The following is a 25,486-nucleotide window of genomic DNA, read 5'->3' as shown; positions in this document are numbered from 1 at the left end:
ACACTAGTTATGTGTCCGCCCTGGCGTTCGCGATACTCGCGCTGCTGCTGACCGGTCCCGTACCGGCGTTGCTCGCGCGTGCGCGCTGGCCGTACCGCGCGCCACGTGCTGCCATGGTTCTGTGGCAGGCCATTGCCGCAGCCGCCGTTCTCTCCGCGTTCAGTTCCGGGCTTGCTATCGCGAGCAGACTTCTCGTGCCCGGGCCGGATGGTCACCCGACCGCCACGATCACCGGTGAGATCGACCGCCTCGGGTGGGGTTTGTGGTTGCTCTACGTCACGGTGTTCGCGATCACCATCCTCATCGGCATCCGGCTTATGGTGTCGGTGGTCCGGGTGGGTGTACGTACCCGCCGTCGGCGTGCTCATCACCGGGCCGTCGTCGATCTGTTGGATCACAAGCGGTACTGCGAGAACTGGCGCGGCGGCTACGACATCAATCGTCGGCGCGACCACGATCTTCGGGTACTGGAAGTCGACGAACCGCTGGCCTACTGCCTGCCGGGTGTGCGCAGCCGCGTGGTCGTCAGCGAGGGAACGTTGAGCACGCTGGGACACAATGAGGTGACTGCGATCGTCGCGCACGAACGCGCCCATCTGCGAGCTCGCCACGATCTGGTGCTGGAGGCGTTCACGGCCGTCCACGACGCGTTCCCCGTCATCGTGCGCAGCAAAAACGCGCTGGAGGCCGTCAAACTGCTGGTCGAGCTACTTGCCGACGACGCCGCGGTTCGCACCGCCGGCCCTACTCCCCTGGCTCGCGCACTCGTCGCCTGCGCGGGTGGCCCGACGCCGGTGGGTGCGATGGCCGCCGGTGGCCCCACCACGTTGATCCGGGTCCGGCGCTTGGGCGGGAGCGGCAACAGCCTGCCGTTGTCGTGCAGCGCTTATGCCGCGGCAGCGGCGATACTGGTGGTGCCCACGTTGGCTGTGGTCATCCCGTGGTTCACCGAACTTCAGCGCTTGTTCAGCAGTTAACCGGTCAGTAGGCGACCCGCGGTCGCGGGTCGAATGTGACTACGCGAGAATCGGCGATGAGCCGCTTGCGTGAAGAGCACTCGGTTCAGATGAGCCGCTTGCGTGAAGAGCACTCGGTTCAGATGAGCCGCTTGCGCAAAGAGTGAACGGCTTTGGTGCGCAACACGTCAACGAAAGGATGTGCTGGTGACGGCTGCAGACGACTCGGCTCAGGGAAAAGCTCAGATCGGTGTGACGGGTTTGGCCGTCATGGGATCGAACATCGCGCGGAACTTCGCACGGCACGGATACACCGTGGCCCTGCACAACCGGTCGGTCGCTAAGACCGACGCGCTGCTGGCCGATCACGGATCTGAGGGTGACTTCATTCGCAGCGAGACGGTCGAGGATTTCGTCGCGGCTCTCGAGCGCCCGCGCCGCGTTTTGATCATGGTGAAGGCCGGTGACCCGACCGACGCCGTTATCGAAGAACTTGCGTCCGCGATGGAGCCCGGCGACATCATCATTGACGGCGGTAATGCGCTGTACACCGACACCATTCGCCGTGAGGCCGCGCTGGCCGCACGCGGACTGCACTTTGTCGGCGCGGGAATCTCGGGTGGTGAGGAGGGCGCGCTGAACGGCCCCTCGATCATGCCGGGCGGTCCGGTGGAGTCCTACAAGGCACTAGGGCCGCTGCTGGAATCCATTGCGGCACATGTCGATGACACGCCCTGCTGCACGCATATCGGCCCGGACGGGTCGGGACACTTCGTGAAGATGGTGCACAACGGCATCGAGTACTCCGATATGCAGCTGATCGGCGAGGCCTACCAGCTGCTGCGCGATGCGCTGGGTCTGTCGGCACCCGAGATCGCCGAGGTCTTTACCGAATGGAACAGCGGGGAGCTGGAAAGCTATCTCATCGAGATCACCGCTGATGTGTTGGCGCACACCGACGCCAAGACCGGACAGCCCTTGGTCGATGTCATCGTGGACGCCGCCGAGCAGAAGGGCACCGGTCGCTGGACCGTCAAGTCCGCGCTGGACCTCGGTGTGCCAGTGACCGGCATCGCCGAGGCGGTCTTCGCCCGTGCGCTGTCCGGATCACGCCCCCAGCGTGCCGCCGCGGCCGGGTTCACCTCCGGGTCGCTTGGCGAGAAGCCGAGCGATGCAAAGCAATTCGTCGAAGACGTGCGGCAGGCGCTGTACGCATCGAAGATTGTGGCGTACGCGCAGGGCTTCAATCAGATCGCCGCGGGTAGCGCCGAGTACGGCTGGAACGTCAAACCGGGTGACCTGGCGACCATTTGGCGGGGTGGCTGCATCATCCGCGCCCAGTTCCTGAACCGCGTCAAGGAGGCTTTTGCCGACGAGCCCGACCTGGCCACGCTGATCGCCGCCCCGTATTTTCGGGCCGCGGTCGAAAACGGCATCGACAGTTGGCGTCGCGTTGTGGTGACGGCGACGCAGCTGGGAATTCCCGTCCCCGGCTTCGCCTCGTCGCTGTCGTACTACGACGGTCTGCGCACCGATCGCCTGCCTGCTGCCCTCACTCAGGCGCAGCGGGACTTCTTCGGCGCGCACACGTACGAGCGCGTGGACTCCCCCGGCAAGTTCCACACGCTCTGGAGTGGCGACCGCCGCGAGGTAGAAGCGTAACTGTGCAGTTTCTAGACGGGCAGCGACCGCCGTACGACCTCACCTACGACGACGTCTTCGTGGTGCCGAACCACTCGGACGTCGTCTCGCGGTTCGATGTCGACCTGACCACCGGCGACGGCACCGGCACCACGATCCCGATCGTGGTTGCCAACATGACGGCGGTGGCGGGCCGACGGATGGCCGAGACCGTCGCTCGGCGTGGCGGAATCACCGTGCTGCCCCAGGATCTTCCGGTTCAGGCTGTCGCGCAGACGGTCGAGTTCGTCAAGAGCCGCGATCTGGTGTACGACACGCCGGTGACCCTGGCGCCTGACGACTCAGCGGGCGAGGCGGTGGCACTGATCCACAAGCGCTCGCACGGGGCCGCGGTGGTGCTTGAGGACGGCAAGCCGCGGGGGCTGGTCACCGAGGCTGCCTGTACCGGCATCGACCGGTTCACCCGTGTGCACGACATCGCGACCACCGATTTTGTCGCCGTACCCACGGGGACCGATCCGCGGGCGATCTTCGATCGCCTGGCCGAAGCTCATGTGCCGGTAGCGGTACTGACGCGTCCCGACGGAACCATGGCGGGGATCCTCACCCGCACCGGGGCGATCCGGGCGGGTTTGTACACCCCGGCAGTGGACGCGAGCGGGCGCTTACGTATCGCCGGCGCGGTCGGTATCAACGGCGATGTCCGGGCCAAGGCGACGGCCCTGGCGCAGGCCGGAGTGGACCTACTGGTCATCGATACCGCGCATGGGCACCAGCAGAAGATGATCGAGGTCCTCGCGTCGGTCGCGGAGCTGTCGCTGGGTGTGCCGATCGCCGCGGGCAATGTGGTGTCGGCGCAGGGCACCCGGGATCTGATCGGGGCTGGTGCGGACATCGTGAAGGTGGGCGTGGGCCCAGGAGCCATGTGCACCACCCGGATGATGACCGGTGTGGGGCGCCCGCAGTTGTCTGCGGTCATCGAATGCGCTGCCGCAGCACGGGAACTCGATGCCCACGTGTGGGCCGACGGTGGGGTTCGGCACCCGCGGGATGTCGCCCTGGCGCTCGCGGCGGGCGCCGCCAATGTGATGATCGGTTCCTGGTTCGCCGGCACTCACGAATCGCCCGGAGATCTGCAGCTCTCTGCCAGCGGTCGCCGCTACAAGGACAGCTTCGGGATGGCATCCAAACGTGCGGTGGCGGCCCGTACTGCTGGCGATAGTGCCTTCGACCAGGCCCGCAAGAGCCTGTTCGAGGAGGGCATTTCCACCTCGCGGATCGAATTGGACCCGCAACGCCCCGGCGTTGAGGACCTCATCGACCACATCATTTCGGGTGTACGCAGCACCTGCACGTATGTCGGTGCACGCACGCTGGGTGAGCTCCACGAACGGGTGGTTCTGGGCGTCCAATCGGCCGCCGGATTCGCCGAGGGACGCCCGCTTCCCGAAGGTTGGTGACCGTCCTCCCCCGACGGTTGAGTACCTGCCGGCCATATGCACCGTTACCATGAGCTTCACGATGGTCACGCCGTGTGATCAGTCAACCTAAGGGGCTAGCCAGCGGTGACGCTCTTATTCACCGGGCTGAGCTTGCTTGCGTTCATCGCGCTGACCGCGGGGACGGCGCTCTTCGTGGCCGCCGAGTTCTCCCTGACTGCCTTGGAGCGAAGCTCCATCGAAGCGCGGGCCAAGAGCGGCGATAGCCGGGACAGGTCGGTCAAACGGGCACACAGCACGCTGTCGTTCCAGCTGTCGGGGGCTCAGCTCGGTATCACCATCACCACGCTCGTGACCGGTTACTTGGCAGAGCCGGTGATCGCGCGTCTGCTCACGCAGGCGATCGGATATACCGGAGTGGCGGTCAGCAGCGCGATATCGCTGGTGCTGGCGCTCATCATCGCCACTTCGATATCGATGATCTTCGGCGAGCTGGTGCCCAAGAACTTCGCCTTGGCGCGTCCCATCTCGACCTCGCGCGCCACCGCCGGACCCATGGTGCTGTTCTCGTCGGTGTTCGCCTTCGCGATCCGGGCGCTGAACGGCATTGCCAACTGGGTGTTACGGCGCATGGGTATCGAGCCCGCCGAGGAGCTGCGATCGGCTCGTTCGCCCCAGGAACTGGGGTCACTGGTGCGTACCTCGGCCCGCAGCGGCGCGCTGGACGAAACCACCGCGGTACTGGTCGACCGGTCGCTGCGGTTCGGGAGCCGCACCGCCGAGGAACTTATGACCCCGCGCACGGAGATCGAGTCGCTCGAAGCGACGGACACGGTTGCCGACCTGGTCGCCCTCGCTGTCGAGACGGGCTTCTCGAGGTTCCCGATCACCGAGGGAGATCTGGACGCGACGATTGGGATCGTCCATGTCAAACAGATCTTCGAGGTGCCACGGGAGCGGCGGGCCACGACGGCGCTGGCCACTCTCGCCCGGCCGGTGGCCGTGGTGCCGTCCACCTTGGACGGTGACGCGGTCATGGAACAGGTGCGGGCCAACGGGATGCAAACCGCGCTGGTGGTCGACGAGTACGGCGGTACCGCCGGCCTGGTGACGGTCGAGGACATGATCGAGGAGATCGTCGGCGATGTCCGCGACGAACACGATGATGCGACTCCTGATGTGGTGTCCTCCGGCGGCGGCTGGGTGGTCTCGGGGCTGCTGCGTATCGACGAGGTCGCCGCGGCGACCGGCTACCGGGCCCCCGAGGGCGAGTACGAAACGATCGGCGGTCTGGTGCTCCAGGAGCTCGGTCACATTCCGACGGTCGGCGAGACCGTCGAATTGTCGGCGGTGGTGCCGGACCATCCGTCCGCTGAGCTGCCTCGTTGGCGGGCCAGGGTGGCGGGCATGGACGGTCGCCGGATTGATCAGATCGAACTCACCGAGCTGACCGAGGCCGACTCTCGGGAGAATGATCACGATGGGCAGTGACATACTCGGCGTATTACTCACCGCCGCATTGCTTTTGGCGAATGCCTTCTTTGTGGGAGCCGAATTCGCCCTCATCTCGGCGCGCAAGGACCGGCTGGAGGCACTGGCAGAGGCGGGTAAGAAGCGCGCGGTGACGGTGATGATGGCGGGCCAGAACCTGTCGCTGATGCTCGCCGGCGCCCAGCTTGGCATCACCATCTGTTCAATCCTGTTGGGCCGCATTGGGGAACCGGCAGTAGCGCACCTGTTGGAGCGGCCCTTCGAACTGTTGGGTGCGCCAACGGCGGTGATACACACGGTTGCCTTTGTCGTCTCGCTGTCCATCGTTGTGCTGTTGCATGTGCTGCTCGGTGAGATGGTGCCGAAGAATATCGCCATCGCCGGTCCGGAATCGGCGGCCATGCTCTTGATTCCGCCCTACCTGGTCTACATTCGGTTGGCGCGGCCCCTGATCGCCTTCTATAACTGGTGCGCCAACAGTGCGCTGCGACTCATCAATGTGCGGGTGAAGGACGAGCTCGAGGTCACCGTGTCCACTCTGGAGCTCTCCGAAATGATCGCGGAGTCGCTGTCCGAGGGCCTGCTCGACGAGGAGGAACACACCCGGTTGCGTCGCGCGCTGCAGATCCAGCACCGTGTGGTGGCGGACGTGGTGGTGCCCGCTAACCAGATCCGGTCGATCGCCGTATCGGGCTCGGCGCAGGCGCCTTCGGTGACCGCTGTGGAGCGTGTGGTGGCCGAAACTGGCTACTCACGATTCCCAGTTATTGGACCCCAGGGGGATTACCTCGGCTATCTGCACATAAAGGACGTCTTGACCATGGGGGACGATCCGGAGGCGATCATCGACCCCGCGTTCATTCGGCCGCTGCCGCGGCTACACGGTTCGGTTCCGCTGCCGGAAGCGCTGTCGACGTTGCGTCGTAGCAACAGTCATCTGGCGCTCATGTCGACCACCGACGGCAGCGTAGTGGGCCTGGTCACACTGGAGGATCTGGTGGAGGATCTCGTCGGCACCGTCCGTGACGGAACTCACCGCATATAGCGCGGTTTCGAGGTTGATGGCTACCAATGAGTAGGATCAATGTTTACCGATTTCGCAAGAACGTCCGGTCCCAGACCACCGACAACACAGAGGAGTTGCGATGAGTGATCGCGTCGATGTGGGCAACCTGCGCGTGGCGCGGGTGCTATACGACTTCATCACCAATGAGGCCCTCCCGGGCACAGGTGTGGATGCCGACGCTTTCTGGGCTGGGGTCGACAAAGTGGTGACCGATTTGGCTCCGCGGAACCGCGAGCTCCTCGACCGGCGCGACGACCTGCAAACTCAGATTGATCGCTGGCACCGGCAGCGCGCCATCGAGCCGCTGGATCCCTCGGACTATCGGGAGTTCCTCACCGAGATCGGATACCTGGTACCCGAGCCCGAAGATTTCACCATCACCACCGCTAACGTGGACGATGAGATCACCACGACGGCAGGGCCGCAGCTGGTTGTTCCGATCTTGAACGCGCGTTTCGCGCTCAATGCCGCCAATGCGCGCTGGGGTTCCCTGTACGACGCGCTGTACGGCACCGACGTCATCCCGGAAACCGATGGGGCCGAGAAGGCGTCCGCCGACACCGGCGGGTACAACAGGATCCGTGGCGACAAGGTCATCGCCTACGCCCGTGAGGTGCTCGACGGTGCAGCGCCCCTGGCGGCCGGCTCATGGAAAGACGCCATCGGCCTGAAGATCGACGACGGTCAACTGCTCGTCGACTTGGGCGACGAACTCGCTGAAGGCCCCCTCACGGGATTAGCCGAACCCGGCCAGTTCGTCGGCTACACCGGCAAGCTCGGCAAGCCGCAGTGGTCGGTGCTCCTCGTCAATCATGGCCTGCACATCGAGGTCCTGATCGACCCCGACTCCCCCATCGGATCCACCGACAAGGCCGGCATCAAGGACGTTGTGCTGGAATCGGCGATCACCACGATCATGGACTTCGAGGACTCGGTGGCCGCCGTGGACGCCGAGGACAAGGTGCTCGGATACCGAAACTGGCTGGGGCTCAACAAGGGGGACCTGTCCGAGGAAGTTTCCAAGGGCGGTAAGACGTTCACCCGGGTGCTCAACGCGGACCGTGTGTTCAATACCCCCGATAGTGGTGCTTCCGGACCCGGTGAGCTGACCCTGCCCGGCCGCAGCCTGCTGTTCGTCCGCAACGTCGGTCACCTGATGACCAATGACGCGATTGTGATGCGCGGCGAGGGCGGCGAAGACATAGAGATGCCCGAGGGTATCCAGGATGCGCTGTTCACCAGTCTCATCGCCATCCATGGCCTGCGTTCCGGCAAGAAGAACGGCGCACTGAAGAACAGCCGCACCGGGTCCATCTACATCGTGAAGCCGAAGATGCACGGGCCGGAGGAAGTGGCCTTCACCGCCGAGCTGTTCGGCCGTGTCGAAGAGGTGCTCGGGCTCCCGCACGCCACCATCAAGGTCGGCATCATGGACGAGGAACGCCGCACCACCGTCAACCTGAAGGCCGCCATCAAGGCCGCCTCGGATCGTGTGGTGTTCATCAACACGGGCTTTCTGGACCGCACCGGCGACGAGATCCACACCTCGATGGAAGCCGGTCCGATGTGCCGCAAGGCCGTCATGAAGTCGCAGCCGTGGATTCTGGCGTACGAGGATCACAACGTCGACACCGGGCTGAGCGCCGGTTTGGCAGGTAAGGCGCAGATCGGCAAGGGTATGTGGGCCATGCCCGACCTGATGGCCGAGATGGTCGCGCAGAAGATCGCGCAGCCACTCGCCGGAGCCACCACGGCGTGGGTGCCGTCCCCCACTGCGGCGACCCTGCACGCGTTGCACTATCACCAGGTTGACGTCAAGGCCGTGGACCAGGAGCTCGCCGGTAAGCACCGCGCCGAATTGGAGTCGTTGCTCACCATCCCGCTGGCTGAATCGCGTCACGACTGGACCGCAGAGGACATTCGCGAGGAAATCGACAACAACTGCCAGTCGATCCTGGGCTACGTGGTCCGCTGGATCGACCATGGCGTCGGCTGTTCCAAGGTTCCGGACATCCACGACGTGGCACTCATGGAAGACCGCGCTACCTTGCGGATTTCCAGCCAGCTGCTGGCCAACTGGCTGCGTCACGATGTCATCACCGAGGACGAGGTGGTCGAGGGTCTCAAGCGGATGGCGCCGGTTGTCGATCGGCAGAACGCCGGCGACAAGCACTACCGACCGATGGCTCTGGACTTCGACAGCAACATTGCCTTCGAGGCCGCTAAGGAGCTCATCCTGGAGGGCAAGGATCAGCCGAACGGGTACACCGAGCCGATCCTGCACCGGCGCCGTCGCGAGTACAAGGCCGCGGCGGCCAAGTAGCGGATGGCCCCGCGGCGTGCCTTTACCTCGTGGTGCAGGGTACGTCTCCGTGTCTATTTGGACGCGGTTTGGTTGCGCGCACCGTGGTATCGGCGGTCAGGGACAGTAGACTCGGGCCGACGCGCAGCGGGGCTCGTGCTCAGCCGCTGGACAAGTATTTAGACACGATCGGAAGGGTCGCGACATCACATGGGCAGGCACAGCGCATCTGGGTCCGATAGCCCAAATGGTCGGGACGACAACGACGATTGGGACGCGGACTCCGAGCCGGAATACCAGTCGAACTCTGGTTCAGAGGCCGACACGGGCAGCTGGCAGCGGTCGCATCGCAGCGGCGGCAGTAACTGGGGAGTCAGCAAGGGACTGGTCGGTGTCGTCGCGGCCGTGCTGGTCGTGGCCGTATCCATCGGACTGTGGTGGTACTTCGACAGGCGGACGACCGACAACCAGGCAGAGGCCTCTGCCACCTGCGTGCACGGAGACAACGCCATCGCCGTGGTTGCCGACCCGTCGATCGCGGACCGTATTGGCGAGTTGTCCGAGAAGTTCAACAAAAAGCACGAGGTAATCGGCGACTACTGCTTTACCGTCTCGGTGCGTCCGGCAGATACGACCAACGTGATCAAGGGACTGACGGGTGAGTGGCCCGCCGAGCTCGGAGCACAACCGGCGTTGTGGATCCCGGGAAGCTCGATCTCCTCGGCACGTCTGAAGGCGGCATCGAAGACCAACATCGTCAATGACAGCCGATCGCTGGTGAGTACGCCGGTCGTGATTGCCATGACGCCGAGGCTGCGCCAGGCCATCCCCAACGACAAGAGCTGGGCGGATCTGCCTGCGCTGCAGAATGTTCCGAACGCACTGGACGGTGTCGGCCTGCCGGGATGGGGCTCGTTGCGGCTGGCGCTGCCGTCGAGCGGTAATGCCGACGCGGCGCAGCTTGCCGCGGAAGCGGTGGCGGCTGCCAGTGTTCGTCCCGGGGATTCGCCCGAGCTGGGTGCCGGCCCGGCCGCATCGTTGGCGGCAGCGGCTCCCAAGCTGCCCGCGAACAATCTGTCCGATGCCTTGGGTGCGCTGCTTGACGGTGGCGAGCAGCCTGGTGCCGCCGTGCACTCGGTGGTCACCACCGAGCAGCAGCTCTACGCGCGCACCCGCAGCAATGGCGATGCCAAGAAGGTTATCGCCGCGTGGTTGCCCGCGGGGGCGACCCCGATCGCCGACTACCCCACCGTGCAGCTGGACGGCGCGTGGCTATCCGAGGAGCAGCACACCGCGGCAAGCCAATTCGCGCGTTTCCTGGGCGATAAGGATCAACTGAAGGACCTGGCGGCCGCGGGCTTCCGCGCCGAAGGGGCCGACCTGCCCAGTAGCGATGTGGTGAGCTTCGCGAAGATCGACAAGCCGCTGAGCATCGAGGACAAGGTGCGTGTCGCACTGGCCGATGGCACCTCAACGGGTGCCGGCGCTACCACCATCATGTTGGATTCCTCGTTGTCCTCGGAGGGCGTGAAGTTGTCCGATGTGACTGGGGCACTTGCCAACCGCATCCGGACCGTGGCCCCGGGCTCTGGTGTCGGGCTCTGGACGTATGACGGCAAGGAAGGCAATACCGTCGTGCGGCTGGGTGTTGCCGCCGACGACGTCGAGGGTGTGTCCAGGTCGCAGAGTGTGGCCGACGCGTTGACGGCGTTGCAGCCGACCTCCAACGGTGCGGTGGCATTCACCACGTTGCGCAACGTGTACCAGGAGGCGGTGAACAGCTTCCGCCCGAATCAGGTCAATTCGGTGCTGATCGTGGCGGGTCGCTCGCATACCGACCAGAGCCTGGACAGCGCGGGCCTCATCGACACGATCAACCGCCAGAGAGATCCGGCGAGGCCGGTGCGCATCAACGTGATCGACTTCGGCACCGACTCCGATCAGCAGACCTGGCAGGCGCTCGCCCAGCAGACCGGCGGTGCCTACCAGAACCTGGCGGCTTCGAACAGCCCGGAGCTGGCCACGGCCATCGCGCGCTTCGTGTCCTAGTCGCGAGCAGTCCCCCGCACGCGGAGGACTGCTCGCGCAATCGCTACTCGGCGAAGGCCTCGATCGGTGGGCAGGAGCACACCAGATTGCGGTCGCCGTAAGCACCGTCGATACGACGCACCGGCGGCCACACCTTGGGGCGGAATCCCTTTCCGAGTGGGTACGCAGCCTCGGTCCGGCCGTAGGGGTGATTCCACTCATCGGCGGTGAGAGATTCGGCGGTGTGCGGCGCCCCGCGCAGCGGGTTGTCCTCCACCGGCCATACCCCGGAGCCGACCTTGTCGATCTCGGCCTTGATGGCGATCATCGCCTCGCAGAAGGCGTCCACTTCGGCCAGGCTCTCACTCTCGGTGGGCTCCACCATGAGTGTGCCGGCCACCGGGAAACTCATGGTCGGTGCGTGGAAACCGTAGTCGGCCAAGCGCTTGGCCACATCGTCGACGGTGACGCCGGTGTTTTTGGTGATCTCCCGCAGATCCAGGATGCACTCGTGGGCCACCATGCCGTTATCCCCGGTGTAGAGCACCGGGTAGTACTCATCGAGACGGCGCGCCAGGTAGTTGGCCGAGGCGATCGCGGTCAGCGACGCCGCCCGCAGGCCGTCGGGCCCCATCATCCGGATATAGGCCCAGGTGATCGGCAGGATCGATGCCGAACCGTACGGCGCCGAAGATACCGGAGGTCCGGAGGGCAGTTCCTCGGCATACGGGTGCCCCGGCAGGTACTGCGCGAGGTGGCCGCGGACCGCAACGGGTCCTACGCCAGGCCCACCGCCACCATGAGGGATGCAGAACGTCTTGTGCAGGTTCAGGTGGCTGACGTCACCGCCGAAGCGCCCGGGACGGGCAAGCCCCACAAGGGCATTCAGGTTCGCGCCGTCGACGTACACCTGTCCCCCGGCGTCGTGCACGGCCGCGCAGATGTCGGCAATGTCGTGCTCGTAGACGCCGTGCGTGGACGGGTACGTGATCATGATCGCCGCCAGTGCGCTGGCATTCGCCGCGATCTTGGCGCGTAGATCATCGAGGTCGACGTCGCCGTTGTCGCGGCAGGCCACTACCACTACGCGCATACCCGCCAGGGCCGCCGAGGCGGCATTGGTGCCGTGGGCGCTCGATGGGATCAGACACACCTCACGGTCGCTCTCGCCGCGGTCGATGTGGTACCGCCGGATGGCCAGCAGCCCCGCGTACTCGCCCTGTGATCCCGCGTTGGGCTGCAAGCTCACGGCGTCGTACCCGGTGATACCGGCCAGCCAGCCTTCGAGATCGGCGATCAGCGTGCGCAGGCCGCGAGAATCACCCGCCGGGGCGAATGGGTGCTGGGTCGCGAACTGCGGCCAGGTGATCGGTTCCATCTCGGCGGCGGCGTTGAGCTTCATGGTGCAGGACCCGAGTGGAATCATGCTGCGGTCCAACGCAATATCCTTGTCGGATAGCGCGCGCAGGTAACGCATCATGTCGGTCTCGCTGTGATAGCGGTTGAACGCCGGATGTGTCAGGTAATCCGAGTCGCGGGTCGCGATATCCGAGGGGTGCAGGGCCTCCAGGGCGCCCTCGAACATCTCCGTGCCGAATGCACGCAGCACCGCCACAAGGTGCGGCAGCGTTGTCGCCTCATCGCAGGCGATCGAGACGTGGTCGCCGTCGGGGCTCCAGATATTGATCCCTTCGGCCTTGGCGGCGGCCTGGATCCCGGCGGCCCGGCCGGGAACGTGCACCAGCACCGTGTCGAAGAATTGCTCGTGCACCACGGTGTGGCCGCCGCGAGTCAGCCCGGAGGCCAGCAGCCGTGCGTTGCGGTGCACCCGGGTGGCGATGGTGCGTAACCCTTCCGGACCGTGGTAGCTCGCGTACATGGCGGCGATCACCGCCAGCAGCACCTGCGCGGTACAGATGTTGCTGGTCGCCTTGTCGCGGCGGATGTGCTGTTCGCGGGTCTGCAGCGAGAGCCGGTAGGCGGGTGCGCCGTCGGAGTCCACCGATACCCCGACGAGGCGTCCCGGCAGCTGTCGGGCGTGCGCCGTGTGTACCGCGAGGTAGCCGGCATGCGGGCCACCGAATCCCATGGGCACACCAAAGCGTTGGGTGGTGCCGAAGGCGACGTCGGCACCGATGTCGCCGGGTGGGGCGATGAGGGTGAGGGCCAACAGGTCAGCGCCGACCGCCACCAGCGCGCCACGCTGATGAGCCTCGGAGATGACCGAAGTCCAGTCGCGCACCAGCCCGGAGGCGCCGGGCAACTGCACGATCACTCCGAAGAATTCGCCGTCGGGTAGTCCCTGGGTGAGATCGACGGTCACCACCTCGATGCCGAGTGGTTCGGCGCGGGTCGCGATCACGGCCGCGGTCTGCCCGTACACGTCGGCATCGACAATCAGACGATTGGACGCGGACTTCACGGCGCGATGCATGAGCGTCATCGCCTCGGCGGCAGCCGTGCCCTCGTCGAGCATCGAGGCATTCGCGATGTCGAGGCCGGTGAGCTCGGCGACCATGGTTTGGAAGTTCAGCAGTGCCTCAAGACGTCCCTGACTGATTTCCGGTTGGTACGGCGTGTAGGCGGTGTACCAGGCCGGGTTCTCCAGGATGTTCCGGCGAAGCACCGGCGGCGTCAACGTGTCGAAGTACCCCTGCCCGATCATCGACACGGCAATCGTGTTGTGGCTAGCAAGTTTCCGCAGCGCGTCCAGGGCTTCGTGTTCGGATGCTGCTGCCGGGAGCGCGTCGAGGCCGGTGGCGAGTCCGCCGTGCTGCTCATCCAGGATGCTGGCCGGAACAGCCTTCTCGGCGAGCTCGTCGAGGCTGGCCACACCGATGGTGGCAAGCATGGTGTCGATATCGGCGGCGGTGGGACCGATATGGCGATCGGCGAAAGGCGATGATGAGCCGCTGGCGCGAAGAGGATTGGACACGGTACTCCCGGAGGGCCGAGTCGCGCGACGGGCACGCGACGGCGTCTCCCCTCCCTCTGTCATCTACCCGGTACGGGCGCCTGAGAGATTCGGTCGTCTCACCGGGCAGATTCCCGGATGAGAGCCTTTCCCCGTCGGCGGGTGACCCGGTCGCAAGAGCAGATCACCGCTTTTCAGAGGCATCGGGGCCGAGAGCGGTTCGGGGGCCTGAGAGATTGGCGGAGAGGTGTTGCTCCTTCGGCGGCCATGACTGGCGGTCATGACACTCTCCCGCCCACGGGCGATGCTCGACCAGCTTACGCGAGTTAACCCTCTGGTCCAGACCGTCGAGTTGGTGGAGCCGGATCAGCCGGTCTTGCGGGCACGATCCTTGCGCCGGGAGGCCAGTTCGTCCTCGGGTGCCTCGATGGCCTCGCCGCCATCGGCGCGCTCCCCCGGGAACTCAGCGATGGCACCGGTCAGTTCGCGCATGGCACCGCTGACCGCGATGCCGAATACGCCCTGTCCGCCCTGCAGCAGGTCGACGACCTCTTCGGCGGAGGTGCATTCATAGACCGTGGTGCCATCCGAGAACAGCGTGATATTCGCGAGATCCTCGACCCCGCGCTGACGCAGGTGCTCGACGGCAACCCGGATGTTCTGCAGTGAGATTCCGGTGTCCAGCAGTCGCTTGACGATCTTGAGGACCAGGATGTCCTTGAAGGAGTACAGGCGCTGGCTGCCGGAGCCGGCCGCGCCGCGGATCGAGGGAACCACAAGTGAGGTGCGGGCCCAGTAGTCCAACTGGCGGTAGGTGATGCCGGCAACCTGGCAGGCGCTGGGCCCGCGGTAGCCAACGAGCTGGTCGGGCACTGAATCATCCGGGAAGAGACCCGGCTGAACAGGTCCGTCAGCCGCTGATGACTCGGCAGAACCCGCCGCGCTCCCATCCAGCGTCATGTCCAGCTGCCCCTGCTGCGGCTGTTCGACCACTTCTGCTCCCTCTCGCCGATCGCTTCGCCGGCTCTCGTGGCGCGGTTCCTGAGAAATTCCCTGAGAAATTTCAACGAACCGAGTCCGCCGGTAGTGCGTTCGTCCAAGCACGAATTCTCCGAGCATACGCTCCTTGCGCTGCCCCGTGCCGGCCGCTGAGTCAAATTATGGCCTCCGGAAAATCACGGTCAACGCGACGCGCCCGGGTCGAGACTGTAAAGGTCAGGTTGAGACTTACTCGTTACTTAAGGCTCTGTTTACGGGCCTTCTGTGGCCTTGAAGTCGTCGGGCGAGACGCTGTCGAGGAACTCTTTGAACTTCTCGACCTCGTCTTCTCGCAACGCTCCGCCGGAGTCCTCGTCGTCCTCGTCGGGAATGATCAAACCCGCCTCGGCCAGTACAGCTTCCTCGACGTAGATCGGAACCCCTACGCGCAGCGCGATTGCTACCGAATCCGACGGTCGCGCCGACACCCGCAGATCGCTATCGAAAACAAGGTCGGCGTAGAACGTACCTTCTTGCAGATCCACGATCCGTACTTCCTTGAGCGAATGCCCAAGGGCGGCAATGAGATCGCGGATCAGATCATGGGTGAGCGGCCGCGCCGGTTCCACCCCCTGTTGTTCCAGGGCAATGGCCGCCGCCTCGGACTGGCCGATCCAAATCGGCAGGTATCGATCGCCGGCGGATTCCCGCAGCAACAACACCGGCTGGTTCTGGGGCTGCTCCACGCGGATTCCCACGACTCGAACTTCGCTCATCGTGCCCTCCAACACCAGTACTTCTGTCGTACCGCGAGTCTAGTCCTCAGCGATCGAGGACGCCGCGCACCGCGGACTTGATCATCGCGCCGTGGAGCGCGATCGAGAGCGCAGCCACCTCCCGGATCAGGTCATCGGCGCGGTCGCGGGCTCCTGCCTTGTTGGCTTTGACGGTCGGGCCCACGATCTGGGCAATCAGATCGGTCTCGCGATCGACCGCCGATCGGAAGGTACGCAAGTGCCGCGGCTCGACGCCGTAGTCGGCCAGCTCGGCGGCGCACTGAACGATCATGACCGTGTATTCATCGAAGAAACCGCCCGGGCCGGCGGTGATGATTCCCGCCTTGATGAGCGAGGTCAGCACCACCTCGTCCGCCCCGGAACGAGACAGCAGGTCCTCGCGGCTGAGCCGGGTGGGGCGCGCGGATGGAAACCCTTGATGGGCAATATCGTTGGTGCTTTCGCCATCGGTGATGGCAAATAGACGAGGGCCGCCGCTGAAACCCGCCACATCGGGCAGCGCTCCGTCGGGCTGGGCGTCGAGCTGCTCCTTGATCACCTTCAACGGCAGGTAATGATCGCGTTGCGCGGTCAGGATGAACCGGAGCCGCTCGGCGTCATAGGCCGAAAACCGGCGATACCCCGACGAGCTACGCGACGGGGTAACCAGGCCCTCCGATTCGAGGAATCGAATCTTCGAGATCGTGACGTCCGGAAACTCCGGACGCAACAGGTCGAGTACCGACCCAATCGACATTCCGGTGAGAGCCGGCCGGTCGGGAGCTGTCACTGGCCACCCGAGGAGGTGTCGTCGCCGGCCGACTTCGGCCCGGTCAGGAAGACCAGACGGAACTTTCCGATCTGCACTTCGTCGCCGTTGGCGAGAACCGCCGAGTCCACCGGCTCGCGGTTGACGTAGGTGCCGTTGAGGCTGCCTACGTCAACTACCTGGAATTCGTCACTGTCAAGCCGGAATTCGGCGTGACGACGGCTTACCGTGACATCGTCGAGGAAGATGTCACTGTCGGGGTGCCGTCCGGCCGACGTGGTTGCCTGATCGAGCAGGAAACGCGATCCCGCATTGGGTCCACGCTTGACCACCAACAGTGCCGAGCCGGCGGGCAATCCCTCGACACCCGACACGTCGGTAGCGGCCTGTGCGGGCGCTTCCAGTTCCGTGGCGAAATCGGCGCGGAACACCGAGGTCGTCTCCGCGGTGACCTCGCCTGACGTGTCGTCCTTGTCGTTATCGGTCACCATCGCTCCTTCTTCCTCGCCCCTGGAGGATTCGATTGTCAGTGCGGATCTCGCAGAGCCTGACGCTCTTCGCGACCCTCATCTGCCCTCATGCTCTTCGCGGCGAGCGCTCATCAAAACACATGCTCTTCACGGCGAGCGCTCATCGCCGCTCATTTCCGACCGTACCGTCTGACTGCCCGTAACGGGCCACCTCTGCCGTATCGGCCAGCGGTCCACCCGAAATAGTGGTCATCGGACGGGTTGGAGAACTGGTGCCCTCCTAATCGGTGGCGTCACCATATCCCGATGCGTCTAAGAGGTCATTAAGAGCCGCATCGAGGTCTGCCTCGCTGGTGACTTCAAGATCGACCAACCATCCCTCGCCATAGGGATCGGAATTGACCAGCTGCGGATTGGAATCCAATTCACCATTCGCACCAACGACTTTCGCGGTGATCGGCGCGAACAGGTCCGATACCGACTTGGTGGACTCCACCTCACCGAACGTGGAGCCGGCGGTCAGGTCCGAGCCGACATCCGGCAGCTGGACAAACACCACGTCGCCGAGCTGTGACTGTGCGTAGTCGGTGATTCCGATGCGCACAGTGCGCTCACCCGTGCGCCGCACCCATTCGTGTTCCTCGGTGTAGTGCAGGTCGGCAGGAATTTCGGTCACGGTGAATCATCCTTGCTCTCGGTCAGTGGTCTGCGTGGTCGCTGGGCCCGGAGGGCTACTTGCCGGGCTGAGCGTATTGGCGCGGTTTCGGTTCCCGCAAGGTGGTGATGTCTACGCGTGTCGGCTGGTCGATGGTAACGCCACCACCCACTCGCGACACGGTGTCGACGGCGCCACCCGGTATGTTCATCGCCGACGCGAGTGTCGGTGGATCGCCTATCGCGAGAACCGAATACGGGGGTGCCAGAAGCGTGCCGTCGACGGTGAGCTGTCCTGGGGCTCCGGTCACCCACGAATCGGCGCCGATGCGCACCGACGTGTCGCCCGACTTGATCTCGATCGCCTCGGCACCGGCCGCCCGTAGCTCGTTGATGATGTCGAGCAGTGCTTCTGGTCCCAGGCCCTGCCCGGGATCGCTGATGGTCAGGATGACGCCCGGTCCGGTGGCGCCGACGGTCCCCACCATGATGGACAGCGCCGACAGCCGCGCCTTGGCATCGTTGATCACCGCCTGATTGCCGGTTCCACTGGCGCGCATGGTGATTAAGCTCTGTTGCAGGTCTGCGATCTCCTTGTTCAGGTTGGCGTCGCGCTGTTGCAGCGAGTCGAGCAGCACCAGCAGGTCAGCGGGCCGCGCGGTGTCCAGCCCATCGCCGGATTCGGTTTGGCGAACCTGGGTGGTGATCGCCAGGCCCAGCAATGCGCACAGCGCGACGCCCAGTACTCCGAAGGTGACCTGAGTGCGCGTCGGGGGACGGCGTGTCTTGGGCATCTCGTGCTTGCCCGGGTGTGGTTCGTGCTGGGAGTCGGTCATCGGCTCACGCCCCAAACAACCTGCGCCGCAGGGCGGCAGCGTTTCCGAAGATTCGAATGCCGAGAACGACGATGATGGCGGTGGATAGCTGCGTGCCGACCCCGAGCTGGTCACCCACGAACACGATCAGGGCCGCTACCAGCACATTGAACACGAAGGAGACCACGAACACCTTCGAATCGAATATCTGGTCCAAATAGGCCCGAGCGCCGCCGAAAAGCGCATCGAGCGCCGCCACCACCGCGATCGGCAAGTACGGGGCGACGGCGTCGGGCACGTTCGGGTGAAACACCAGCCCCAAAACCACGCCGATCGCCAGCGCGACAATGCCGATCATCGTCTACTTCCTCTCCTCGTCACGGTGGGGTTCATGTCATCGGTTTCCTGCTGGAATTTCCTTGGCGTACTTCACGTCCCGATTGGCCGCCGGGGCCAGCTGGACGTTCTCCTGGGTGCCCAGGGCGAGTCGGATGCCATAGGATTTCTGTAAAAGCCGCATTCGGGCCATGCCCGGGCTGCGCTCGAACGAAGACTTCATCGTGTTGGCGGGGCCGATGGCGACGATTCGGTACGGCGAGCTGATGGGCTGATTGTCGACCAGGATCGCTCCCCCGGCCTGACGCATCGTCACATTCGGGCCGATGCGAACGTCCGAGACCGAAATCGCCTCTGCACCACTGATCCACAGCGAGTTCACGACCAGCTGCATGTCACGGTCGAGAATAACCTGCTGGCTGCGCGGGATACGTTCCTTCGAGACGTCCGAAAGGTCGCCCGGGCTGCCCGGGTCGGCCAATGTGACGATCAGCGCTGGTCCGCGTACCTGAGTGCTCGCCGCCGCAAGACCTAACTGGTCCAACCGATTCAGTAGCTCCTTGCCCTGCTCGTTGCCTTCCAGCTGGCCGCGCCGAGCGCCGGCCACCTCGGCCGACAACTGGTCGCGCGTGGACTCCAGCGCTCCGGAATCGCGCTGTTCACTACGGATGCTTGCCAGCAGTCCCTGCTTCTCCTGCATGACGCCGGGCGCGATGCGGGTGGTCTGCGCGACGGCCGCCGCGAAGACGGCGGCGATGGCGATGGCAGCGACTGCCTGCCAACCCCATTCGGCCACGCGTGAGCGCGGTGCAGCCCCGTCGCGGCGGGCGGCGGCCGCCTCGGCATATCCGGCGTCCAGGTGATCAGAAAGCAAGGTGCGCAACAGCGAGGGCACGGGATTGCGCTTGGGCCGGTTCGCGGTGTGGTGGCCCAGACCCTCTTCGGGTTCGAAACCACCCATGAGATGCGGCCCATTGCCGTGTATGGGGTCGTCGGTACTCATCTCAGGTGCTGACCCTTGGCAACTGCCGGACCACCATCACGATCTGTGCGACGTAGAGCACGAACGTCCACAGATACATGCCCAGTCCCCATATCAGGAAGGCCCACCCGCAGGGGCCGATTATCCTTCCCCACAACGAGTCCCATTCGCCGATGAGGATGAGGGGGAACGCCGACATCAATGCGAAGGTCGCGGCCTTGCCGATGTACATGACTGGCAATGCCTCGATTCCACGACGGCGCACGATGGGCAGTCCGAGGGTGAGAATGAGATCGCGGGCCAGCAGGGTCAGCACGATCCACCACGGCACGATGTCCCGGATCGCGAACGCGATCGGGGTGGTCACCATGTACAGCCGGTCGGCGGCCGGGTCTAGGAGTGTGCCCAGGTGTGACGACTGATTCATCAGCCGGGCAATCTTGCCGTCGGCCCAGTCGGTGAAGCCGCTCAGCATCAGAATGGTGACGGCCCAGCCGTCGGCGTGCTTTACCAGCAGTAGGTACAGGAACAGCGGGATGAACGCCAGTCGAATAACGCTCAGCACGTTGGGGACCGTCAGTATCCGGTCGTCTCCGGAGGACGGTTCCGCGGGAGCTGAAGCTCTTCGCGCAAGCGGCTCATCGGTTCCCATCCGGCCAGCCTCTCATATTCGCGGAGCGATACCCCACGTAAACAGGCTCCTGTCGTCAGCTGAAGACGCCGGGCAGGTTCAGAATCGAGAGGCTGTCGTTCTTGCGCGGGTCGTCGTGGATCATGTACGTCCACGTCGAGGTCGGTCGGGCAAGCTTCGAAAGATCCAATCCCTGTTCCTCGTCAACCAGATTCGCGGTGTCGAAGGTCTGCTGTGCCGCCTCTACGGCGTCGGCTGCCAACGAGGCGAAGGCATCTACGGCGAGCCGGTGGAACTCGTCGATCGGGTTCTGCCGCCCGAGTGCGCGCAGATGAATGCTCTCGCGTACGTCGGACAGGTACGCCAGGTGGTCCGCCCAACCACGGTCGAGGTGGTACAGCATGATCTGCCGCGAGATGCGCTCGAGCCGCTCTTCGGAAAGATCTTCCGCCAGCTCGTCGTAGCGCTCCGCAGAACGCTCCTTGAGCTCCTTGCGGGCGGTATCGGTGCGCAGCAGGGTGTCGCGACGGTCGGCGATGATGGCACGCTGCTGGGCGATCAGTTGGTTGTAACGCCAGGTGTTGGCGTGCAGATCCAGCATCGTGCCTTCGGCGACCCGCTGGGCGTGGTCGAGCAGACCGCCGGACTTGGGACTGACGATCTGTCCGTCATCATCGGTTTCGGTAGGAAGCTTGGCCGAATCAAGGTGTGCCACAACAACCTCGTCCTCCCAACTGGAGAAGAACACCGACGACCCCGGGTCGCCCTGGCGCCCCGCACGTCCGCGCAGCTGGTTGTCGAGCCGTTCGGTGCGGTGTCGCCCGGTGCCGACGACGTGCAGTCCACCCACCTCCACGACGGCGTCGTAATCGGTCTCATCGGAGCCACCCAGTCGGATATCGGTACCGCGGCCGGCCATCTGAGTAGACACCGTGACGGCGTTGAGCGCGCCGGCTTCGGCGATGACGCGGGCCTCTTCGGCATCGTTCTTGGCGTTCAGCACGACGGCGGGAACCCCAGAACGCACCAAACGATGGTGCAGCGCCTCAGATTCGGCGACATCGTGCGTTCCGACGAGCACCGGTTGGCCGGTGGCGTGGATCTCGGCGATATGCGCGACGATGGCGTCGTTCTTGCTCGCCTCGGTGATGTACACGCGGTCGGGCTGGTCCTCGCGGATGTTCGGGGTGTTGGGCGGGATGGGTGAAACACCCAGCTTGTAGAACTGTCGAAGCTGTTCGCCGGCTGCGAGTGCTGTACCGGTCATTCCGCATACACGGGGGTACCTGTTGATGAGGGCCTGCACGGTGATGGTGTCGAGAACCTCACCGGTGTCCGTGGTTTCAATGCCTTCCTTGGCTTCGACAGCGGCCTGTAAGCCATCGGGCCAGCGCTGCAGGGCCGCGATGCGACCCCGTGAGGAGTTGATGAGGTGCACCGCGCCATCGCGCACGATGTAGTGCACGTCGCGCTCTAAAAGCACATGTGCGTGCAGGGCGACGTTGACCTCGGTGAGGGTCGTCCCGACGTTCTGCTCGGAGTACAGATCGATGTTCCCGAGGCGCTTTTCCAGCTTCTGGGCACCGATGTCGGTGAGGAAGATGTTGCGGCGATCGTTGTCGGCCTCGTAGTCCTCTCCGGCGGTCAGCTCGCGTACCGCTTCGATGACCTCCGAGCTCGGGGCTTCCCGATGGCTGGTGCCGGCCAGGACCAGGGGCACCAGGGCCTCGTCGACCAATACCGAGTCGGCCTCGTCGACGACGGCGACATCGGGGCTCGGGGACACCAGGTCGTCGACGTCGATCGCCAACTGGTCGCGCAGCACGTCGAAGCCGATCTCATTGACCGATCCGTAGGTGACATCGCAGGCATAGGCCTTCCGACGGTCGGCGGCGGTGGATTCCTCGGTGATCCATCCGACCGTCAACCCCATCCGCTCCAGAAACGGTCCCATCCATTCGGCGTCGCGCCGGGCCAGGTAGTCGTTGACTGAGATGACATGCACGCTGCGCCCGCCCAACGCATATGCGGCGGCGGTGATCGCGCCGGTGAGGGTCTTACCCTCGCCGGTGGCCATTTCGATGACATCCCCGTCGAGCATGCGCAGCGCGCCCAGCAGCTGAACGTCGAACGGCCGCTCGTCGATGGTGCGTTCGGCAGCTTCGCGCACGATCGCGAGGAACTGGCCGATGTCCTTGGACTCGATGCCCTCGGCCAGGTCGAGCTTCTTGGCCGCCTTGGTGAGCTGCTCGTCGGTGAGGTCCTTGGCTTTCTCGTCGTACTTCTTCGAGGCGTCCACGAGGTCCAGCGACTGGCTCTGGTTCTTGTCGGTGGCGGCACCGAGGAGCTTCCAGAACTTCCCGGTGAACCGTGAGGCGGTGTTCGACTTGCGCACATGCACACGGTACGTCAGGGCGCGAGGAGTGCCGCCGGTGCCGCGAACTCGACGATCACCGAATCGGCAACCGCCCGAAATCCGAGCTTGCGGTAGATCGAGTTGGAGGTCGGGTTGGCCAGATCGGTGGTGAGGACGATCTCCCGGGCTCCCGCCTGTCGCGCCCACTCGCAGGCGGACGCCGTGACGGCACTGCCGTAGCCGTGGCCCCGGTACGCGGGTGGTGTGTACACCGGACCGATCCGCGATACCCCGCCGATCGGTGCCCGCACTCCTGCCATGGCAACGGGCGCGCCTCCCCGTTCCCACCGCAAGTAGACATCCCCCAGCTGGTAGGAGCCGGACAGCCAGCGCTGCGCGTCGCCGGCCGGTGTCGTCACGCCGAAGGTTTCCCGGTTGTACTCGATACTCCACGGCACCATGACCTCGATGGCATCTGCGGTGACGAGATGTGGTTCGCCGGGCACGCACGGCGGTTGAAAATCGGCGAGGCGGTACAGCCGCTCATCGGTGGTATCGGACACCGTGGCGCCGGTCATCGACACCCAGGCGCTGGCCACCGAGAGTGTCACCGACCGCGATCCGCGTACCGAGGGCAGCCGAATCGCCCTACCGGCGAGCAGGCTCACTGTGGCGGTGACCCCGGCCCTCGGGATGGCATTGCAGATGAGCCCCTGGCCGGTGCCCAGCGCGGCTCCCGCGAGATCCCCAAGGTCGGTAAGGGTGATCAGCGCTATCGCGGGATCGGAGGCCGTGCGAAGAAGCCGCGCCGCGACGTGGAGCTCGACCGTGTGCAGCACGGGATCGGCGGAGTACAGCGGCCCTGCCAGGGCCCAGTACTCCGCCATATCCTCGTGAAGGCGCGCCAGCATGGCCTCAGCCTGATGCGTCGGTGCCAGGGTGTCGAGCCGATTACCGGGCTAGTTGCCTGCCAGCAGCCCCTTGGCGATATGGGTGATCTGAACTTCGTTGCTGCCGGCGTAGATCATGAGCGACTTGGCATCGCGCGCCAGCTGTTCGACTCGATATTCTGTCATGTAACCATTGCCGCCGAAGAGCTGCACGGCGTCCATCGCGACGTCGGTCGCGGCCTCGGAACAGTAGAGCTTGATGGCCGAAGCCTCCGCCAGCGAGGGTGTCTTATCCTCCGACAAGCTCTCGATGGCGTGGAACAGCATGTTCCGTACGTTGAGCCGGGCCACTTCCATCTTCGCCAGTTTGAGCTGGATCAGCTGGAATTGGGCAATTTCCTTGCCCCACAGGGTGCGTGTCCTGGCGTAGTCCAGCGAAAGCCGCAGGCACTCCTCGATGACACCGAGGGCGAGTGCCGCCACGCCGATGCGTTCCATCGAAAAGTTGGCCCGGGCACTGTCCCGCCCGTCGCCCTGATCGTTGGTCTCCGATTCACCCAGGAGGCGGTCCTTGCCCAGGCGGACATTCTCGAAGAACAACTGCCCGGTGCGTGAGCTGTGAATACCCATTTTGCGGAAAGGTTTTGACTGTACGAAGCCCTCCATGCCCTTGTCGAGGACGAAGGTCAGCACCGTGCGGTCGCGCTTGTCGACCGCCGGGTCCTTTTCATCCAACTTGGCGTAGACGACGATCACATCGGCATCGGGCCCATTGGTGATGAAGGTCTTCTGCCCATTGAGGATGTAATCCTCGCCGTCGCGGGTGACATATGTCTTCATGCCGCCGAATGCATCAGAGCCCGAATCGGGTTCGGTGATGGCCCATGCGCCCACCTTCTCGTAGGTGACCAGCTCGGGCAGCCACCGCTCCATCTGTGCGGCGGTGCCGCGGGAGGCGATGGTCGGCACGGTCAGACCCATGCTCACGCCCATCCCCGTCACCAAACCCATACAGACGCGCGAAATTTCACTGGTGAGAACGAATCCCATCCCGGCCGACCCGCCGGCGAGTCCCATAACTCCCCCACTATCGGACTTCCTGGAGTCCGCCAGCGGTTCGCCGGCGACCAGTGCGGTCTCTCGGGCCTTCTTCTTCTCGATCTGCTTCTGCAGCGCCTCTTTGGCAAGAGCGTCGATGCCAAAGGTGGCGAACATCTTCCGGATGACGGGATACGGCTCCATCTCACCGGACTCCAGTGCATCGACGTGAGGTCTGACCTCCTTGTCGATGAACTGGCGAACGGCGTCACGCACCGCAAGGTCAATCGGTGACCAGTCGAGCATGTGTCCTGCTTTCTTCCGTGAAGGTGATCGACATCAAATGGGCCCGGCACATGAGCTCGATTAGCCGAGCTCCTTGGCCAGCAATTCCTTGAGTCGCGTGACGGAGTTTTCGAGCTCTTCCTGCACGGCCTTGTCGATAGCCGTGCCGATGGCGCCGGTGAGCATCTGCCCGGTGAAGGACGAGTCCACGTTCACCCTGGTGTTGTCCGCGTCGATTTCCTCCACGCTCGACTTGATGATGGCCTCGACTCCGGCCATGCCCGTGCCGCCCAGCTTGAAGGCGCCCTTCTTGGCGGACAGCACCTCCTCGGCCGGGGTGAACTCCTGCACGGTCCATTCGACCGTGTTGGCCATGCCCATCAGGGTGACGATTTCGGAGAACTTGGTGCCGACCTTGATGTCCTCGATCGCGGGGACATCGCCCTTGAATCCGGTGTGGATGGTCATCCACTCGTCGTATTTGTTGAGGTCTGGCAACACGGACCAGAGCTTGTCGATGCTGTAGGGGAGGTCGATGCTGGAGTGCAGCTCAGACATGGGCGAAAGACTCCTTTGTCAATGGTGTGGCATGGATGGATACCAACGCTTTCGAACGTAACATACATACCCTCGTGTATGTAAGCTGCAATTCCCGCAGATGTAGCGGCG

The 25,486-nt window shown here is 64.6% G+C and carries 21 protein-coding genes and 1 riboswitch; of the genes, 7 read left to right on the top strand and 14 right to left on the bottom strand.

Annotated elements, in window-relative coordinates:
- Positions 1–11: 11 nt before the first annotated feature.
- The 7 genes from AC5Y5C_RS09950 (at position 12) to AC5Y5C_RS09920 (ending at position 10,944) form a co-directional block, all read left to right on the top strand.
- Entirely contained in the window at positions 12–977 is a 966-nt protein-coding gene (locus AC5Y5C_RS09950; RefSeq protein ID WP_499971372.1) for a M56 family metallopeptidase, read from the top strand.
- 186 nt (positions 978–1,163) lie between these two features.
- Positions 1,164–2,618, top strand: a complete 1,455-nt coding sequence (gnd, locus tag AC5Y5C_RS09945) for an NADP-dependent phosphogluconate dehydrogenase (protein WP_499971370.1) — start codon at positions 1,164–1,166, stop codon at positions 2,616–2,618.
- Positions 2,619–2,620: 2 nt separating this feature from the next.
- Entirely contained in the window at positions 2,621–4,057 is a 1,437-nt protein-coding gene (locus AC5Y5C_RS09940) for a GuaB1 family IMP dehydrogenase-related protein (RefSeq protein WP_499971368.1), read from the top strand.
- Positions 4,058–4,162: 105 nt separating this feature from the next.
- Positions 4,163–5,527, top strand: coding sequence for a hemolysin family protein (locus AC5Y5C_RS09935; RefSeq protein ID WP_499971367.1), 1,365 nt, complete (start codon positions 4,163–4,165; stop codon positions 5,525–5,527).
- Positions 5,517–6,572, top strand: coding sequence for a hemolysin family protein (locus tag AC5Y5C_RS09930; RefSeq protein ID WP_499971365.1), 1,056 nt, complete (start codon positions 5,517–5,519; stop codon positions 6,570–6,572). The genes AC5Y5C_RS09935 and AC5Y5C_RS09930 overlap by 11 nt, the downstream gene beginning before the upstream one ends.
- Before the next feature lie 100 nt (positions 6,573–6,672).
- Positions 6,673–8,916, top strand: a complete 2,244-nt coding sequence (locus tag AC5Y5C_RS09925; protein ID WP_499971363.1) for a malate synthase G — start codon at positions 6,673–6,675, stop codon at positions 8,914–8,916.
- Between the two features lie 189 nt (positions 8,917–9,105).
- A complete protein-coding gene (locus tag AC5Y5C_RS09920; RefSeq protein ID WP_499971361.1) occupies positions 9,106–10,944 on the top strand; it encodes a vWA domain-containing protein in 1,839 nt (612 codons plus the stop codon).
- 43 nt (positions 10,945–10,987) lie between these two features.
- Here the strand turns inward: AC5Y5C_RS09920 and gcvP are convergent, their stop codons facing one another.
- The 14 genes from gcvP to AC5Y5C_RS09850 all read right to left on the bottom strand — a co-directional run bounded on the left by gcvP (position 10,988) and on the right by AC5Y5C_RS09850 (position 25,375).
- The gene (gcvP, locus tag AC5Y5C_RS09915) at positions 10,988–13,774 is read right to left on the bottom strand and encodes an aminomethyl-transferring glycine dehydrogenase (RefSeq protein ID WP_499971860.1); all 2,787 of its coding nucleotides are present in this window, start codon (positions 13,772–13,774) and stop codon (positions 10,988–10,990) included.
- A 269-nt stretch (positions 13,775–14,043) separates the two neighbouring features.
- A riboswitch (glycine riboswitch) is annotated at positions 14,044–14,141 on the bottom strand.
- Positions 14,142–14,203: 62 nt separating this feature from the next.
- Positions 14,204–14,830 (bottom strand): MerR family transcriptional regulator, encoded by a 627-nt coding sequence (locus AC5Y5C_RS09910; RefSeq protein WP_499971359.1) that lies wholly within the window; start codon positions 14,828–14,830, stop codon positions 14,204–14,206.
- 257 nt (positions 14,831–15,087) lie between these two features.
- Entirely contained in the window at positions 15,088–15,591 is a 504-nt protein-coding gene (locus AC5Y5C_RS09905; protein ID WP_499971357.1) for a bifunctional nuclease family protein, read from the bottom strand.
- A gap of 46 nt (positions 15,592–15,637) precedes the next feature.
- A complete protein-coding gene (gene ftsR / locus AC5Y5C_RS09900) occupies positions 15,638–16,381 on the bottom strand; it encodes a transcriptional regulator FtsR (RefSeq protein ID WP_499971355.1) in 744 nt (247 codons plus the stop codon).
- Complete coding sequence (gene garA / locus AC5Y5C_RS09895; RefSeq protein ID WP_078359911.1) at positions 16,378–16,851, bottom strand: glycogen accumulation regulator GarA; 474 nt, start codon at positions 16,849–16,851, stop codon at positions 16,378–16,380. The genes ftsR and garA overlap by 4 nt, the downstream gene beginning before the upstream one ends.
- Positions 16,852–17,110: 259 nt before the next feature.
- Positions 17,111–17,506 (bottom strand): glycine cleavage system protein GcvH, encoded by a 396-nt coding sequence (gene gcvH / locus AC5Y5C_RS09890; protein WP_499971353.1) that lies wholly within the window; start codon positions 17,504–17,506, stop codon positions 17,111–17,113.
- 55 nt (positions 17,507–17,561) lie between these two features.
- The gene (locus tag AC5Y5C_RS09885) at positions 17,562–18,320 is read right to left on the bottom strand and encodes a DUF881 domain-containing protein (protein ID WP_499971351.1); all 759 of its coding nucleotides are present in this window, start codon (positions 18,318–18,320) and stop codon (positions 17,562–17,564) included.
- A 4-nt stretch (positions 18,321–18,324) separates the two neighbouring features.
- Positions 18,325–18,657 carry a small basic family protein gene (locus tag AC5Y5C_RS09880; RefSeq protein WP_005058551.1) on the bottom strand — a complete coding sequence of 111 codons (333 nt, stop codon included), beginning with the start codon at positions 18,655–18,657 and terminating at the stop codon, positions 18,325–18,327.
- 36 nt (positions 18,658–18,693) lie between these two features.
- Positions 18,694–19,638, bottom strand: coding sequence for a DUF881 domain-containing protein (locus tag AC5Y5C_RS09875; RefSeq protein WP_499971349.1), 945 nt, complete (start codon positions 19,636–19,638; stop codon positions 18,694–18,696).
- A 1-nt stretch (position 19,639) separates the two neighbouring features.
- Entirely contained in the window at positions 19,640–20,269 is a 630-nt protein-coding gene (locus AC5Y5C_RS09870) for a CDP-alcohol phosphatidyltransferase family protein (protein WP_499971347.1), read from the bottom strand.
- Between the two features lie 55 nt (positions 20,270–20,324).
- On the bottom strand, positions 20,325–22,649 hold the full coding sequence (gene secA2 / locus AC5Y5C_RS09865) for an accessory Sec system translocase SecA2 (RefSeq protein ID WP_499971346.1): 2,325 nt from the start codon (positions 22,647–22,649) through the stop codon (positions 20,325–20,327).
- A gap of 8 nt (positions 22,650–22,657) precedes the next feature.
- Positions 22,658–23,515 carry a GNAT family N-acetyltransferase gene (locus tag AC5Y5C_RS09860; protein ID WP_499971344.1) on the bottom strand — a complete coding sequence of 286 codons (858 nt, stop codon included), beginning with the start codon at positions 23,513–23,515 and terminating at the stop codon, positions 22,658–22,660.
- A 48-nt stretch (positions 23,516–23,563) separates the two neighbouring features.
- Positions 23,564–24,838: an acyl-CoA dehydrogenase family protein gene (locus tag AC5Y5C_RS09855; protein WP_499971342.1), complete on the bottom strand. Its 1,275-nt coding sequence runs from the start codon at positions 24,836–24,838 to the stop codon at positions 23,564–23,566.
- Between the two features lie 60 nt (positions 24,839–24,898).
- Positions 24,899–25,375 carry a type II toxin-antitoxin system Rv0910 family toxin gene (locus tag AC5Y5C_RS09850; protein ID WP_499971341.1) on the bottom strand — a complete coding sequence of 159 codons (477 nt, stop codon included), beginning with the start codon at positions 25,373–25,375 and terminating at the stop codon, positions 24,899–24,901.
- Positions 25,376–25,486 lie beyond the last annotated feature (111 nt).

The sequence above is a fragment of the Mycobacterium sp. NGS15 genome (assembly GCF_059813245.1).
Note: the sequence above shows the minus strand (reverse complement) of the source record. Positions and strands in the feature narration are given on the sequence as shown.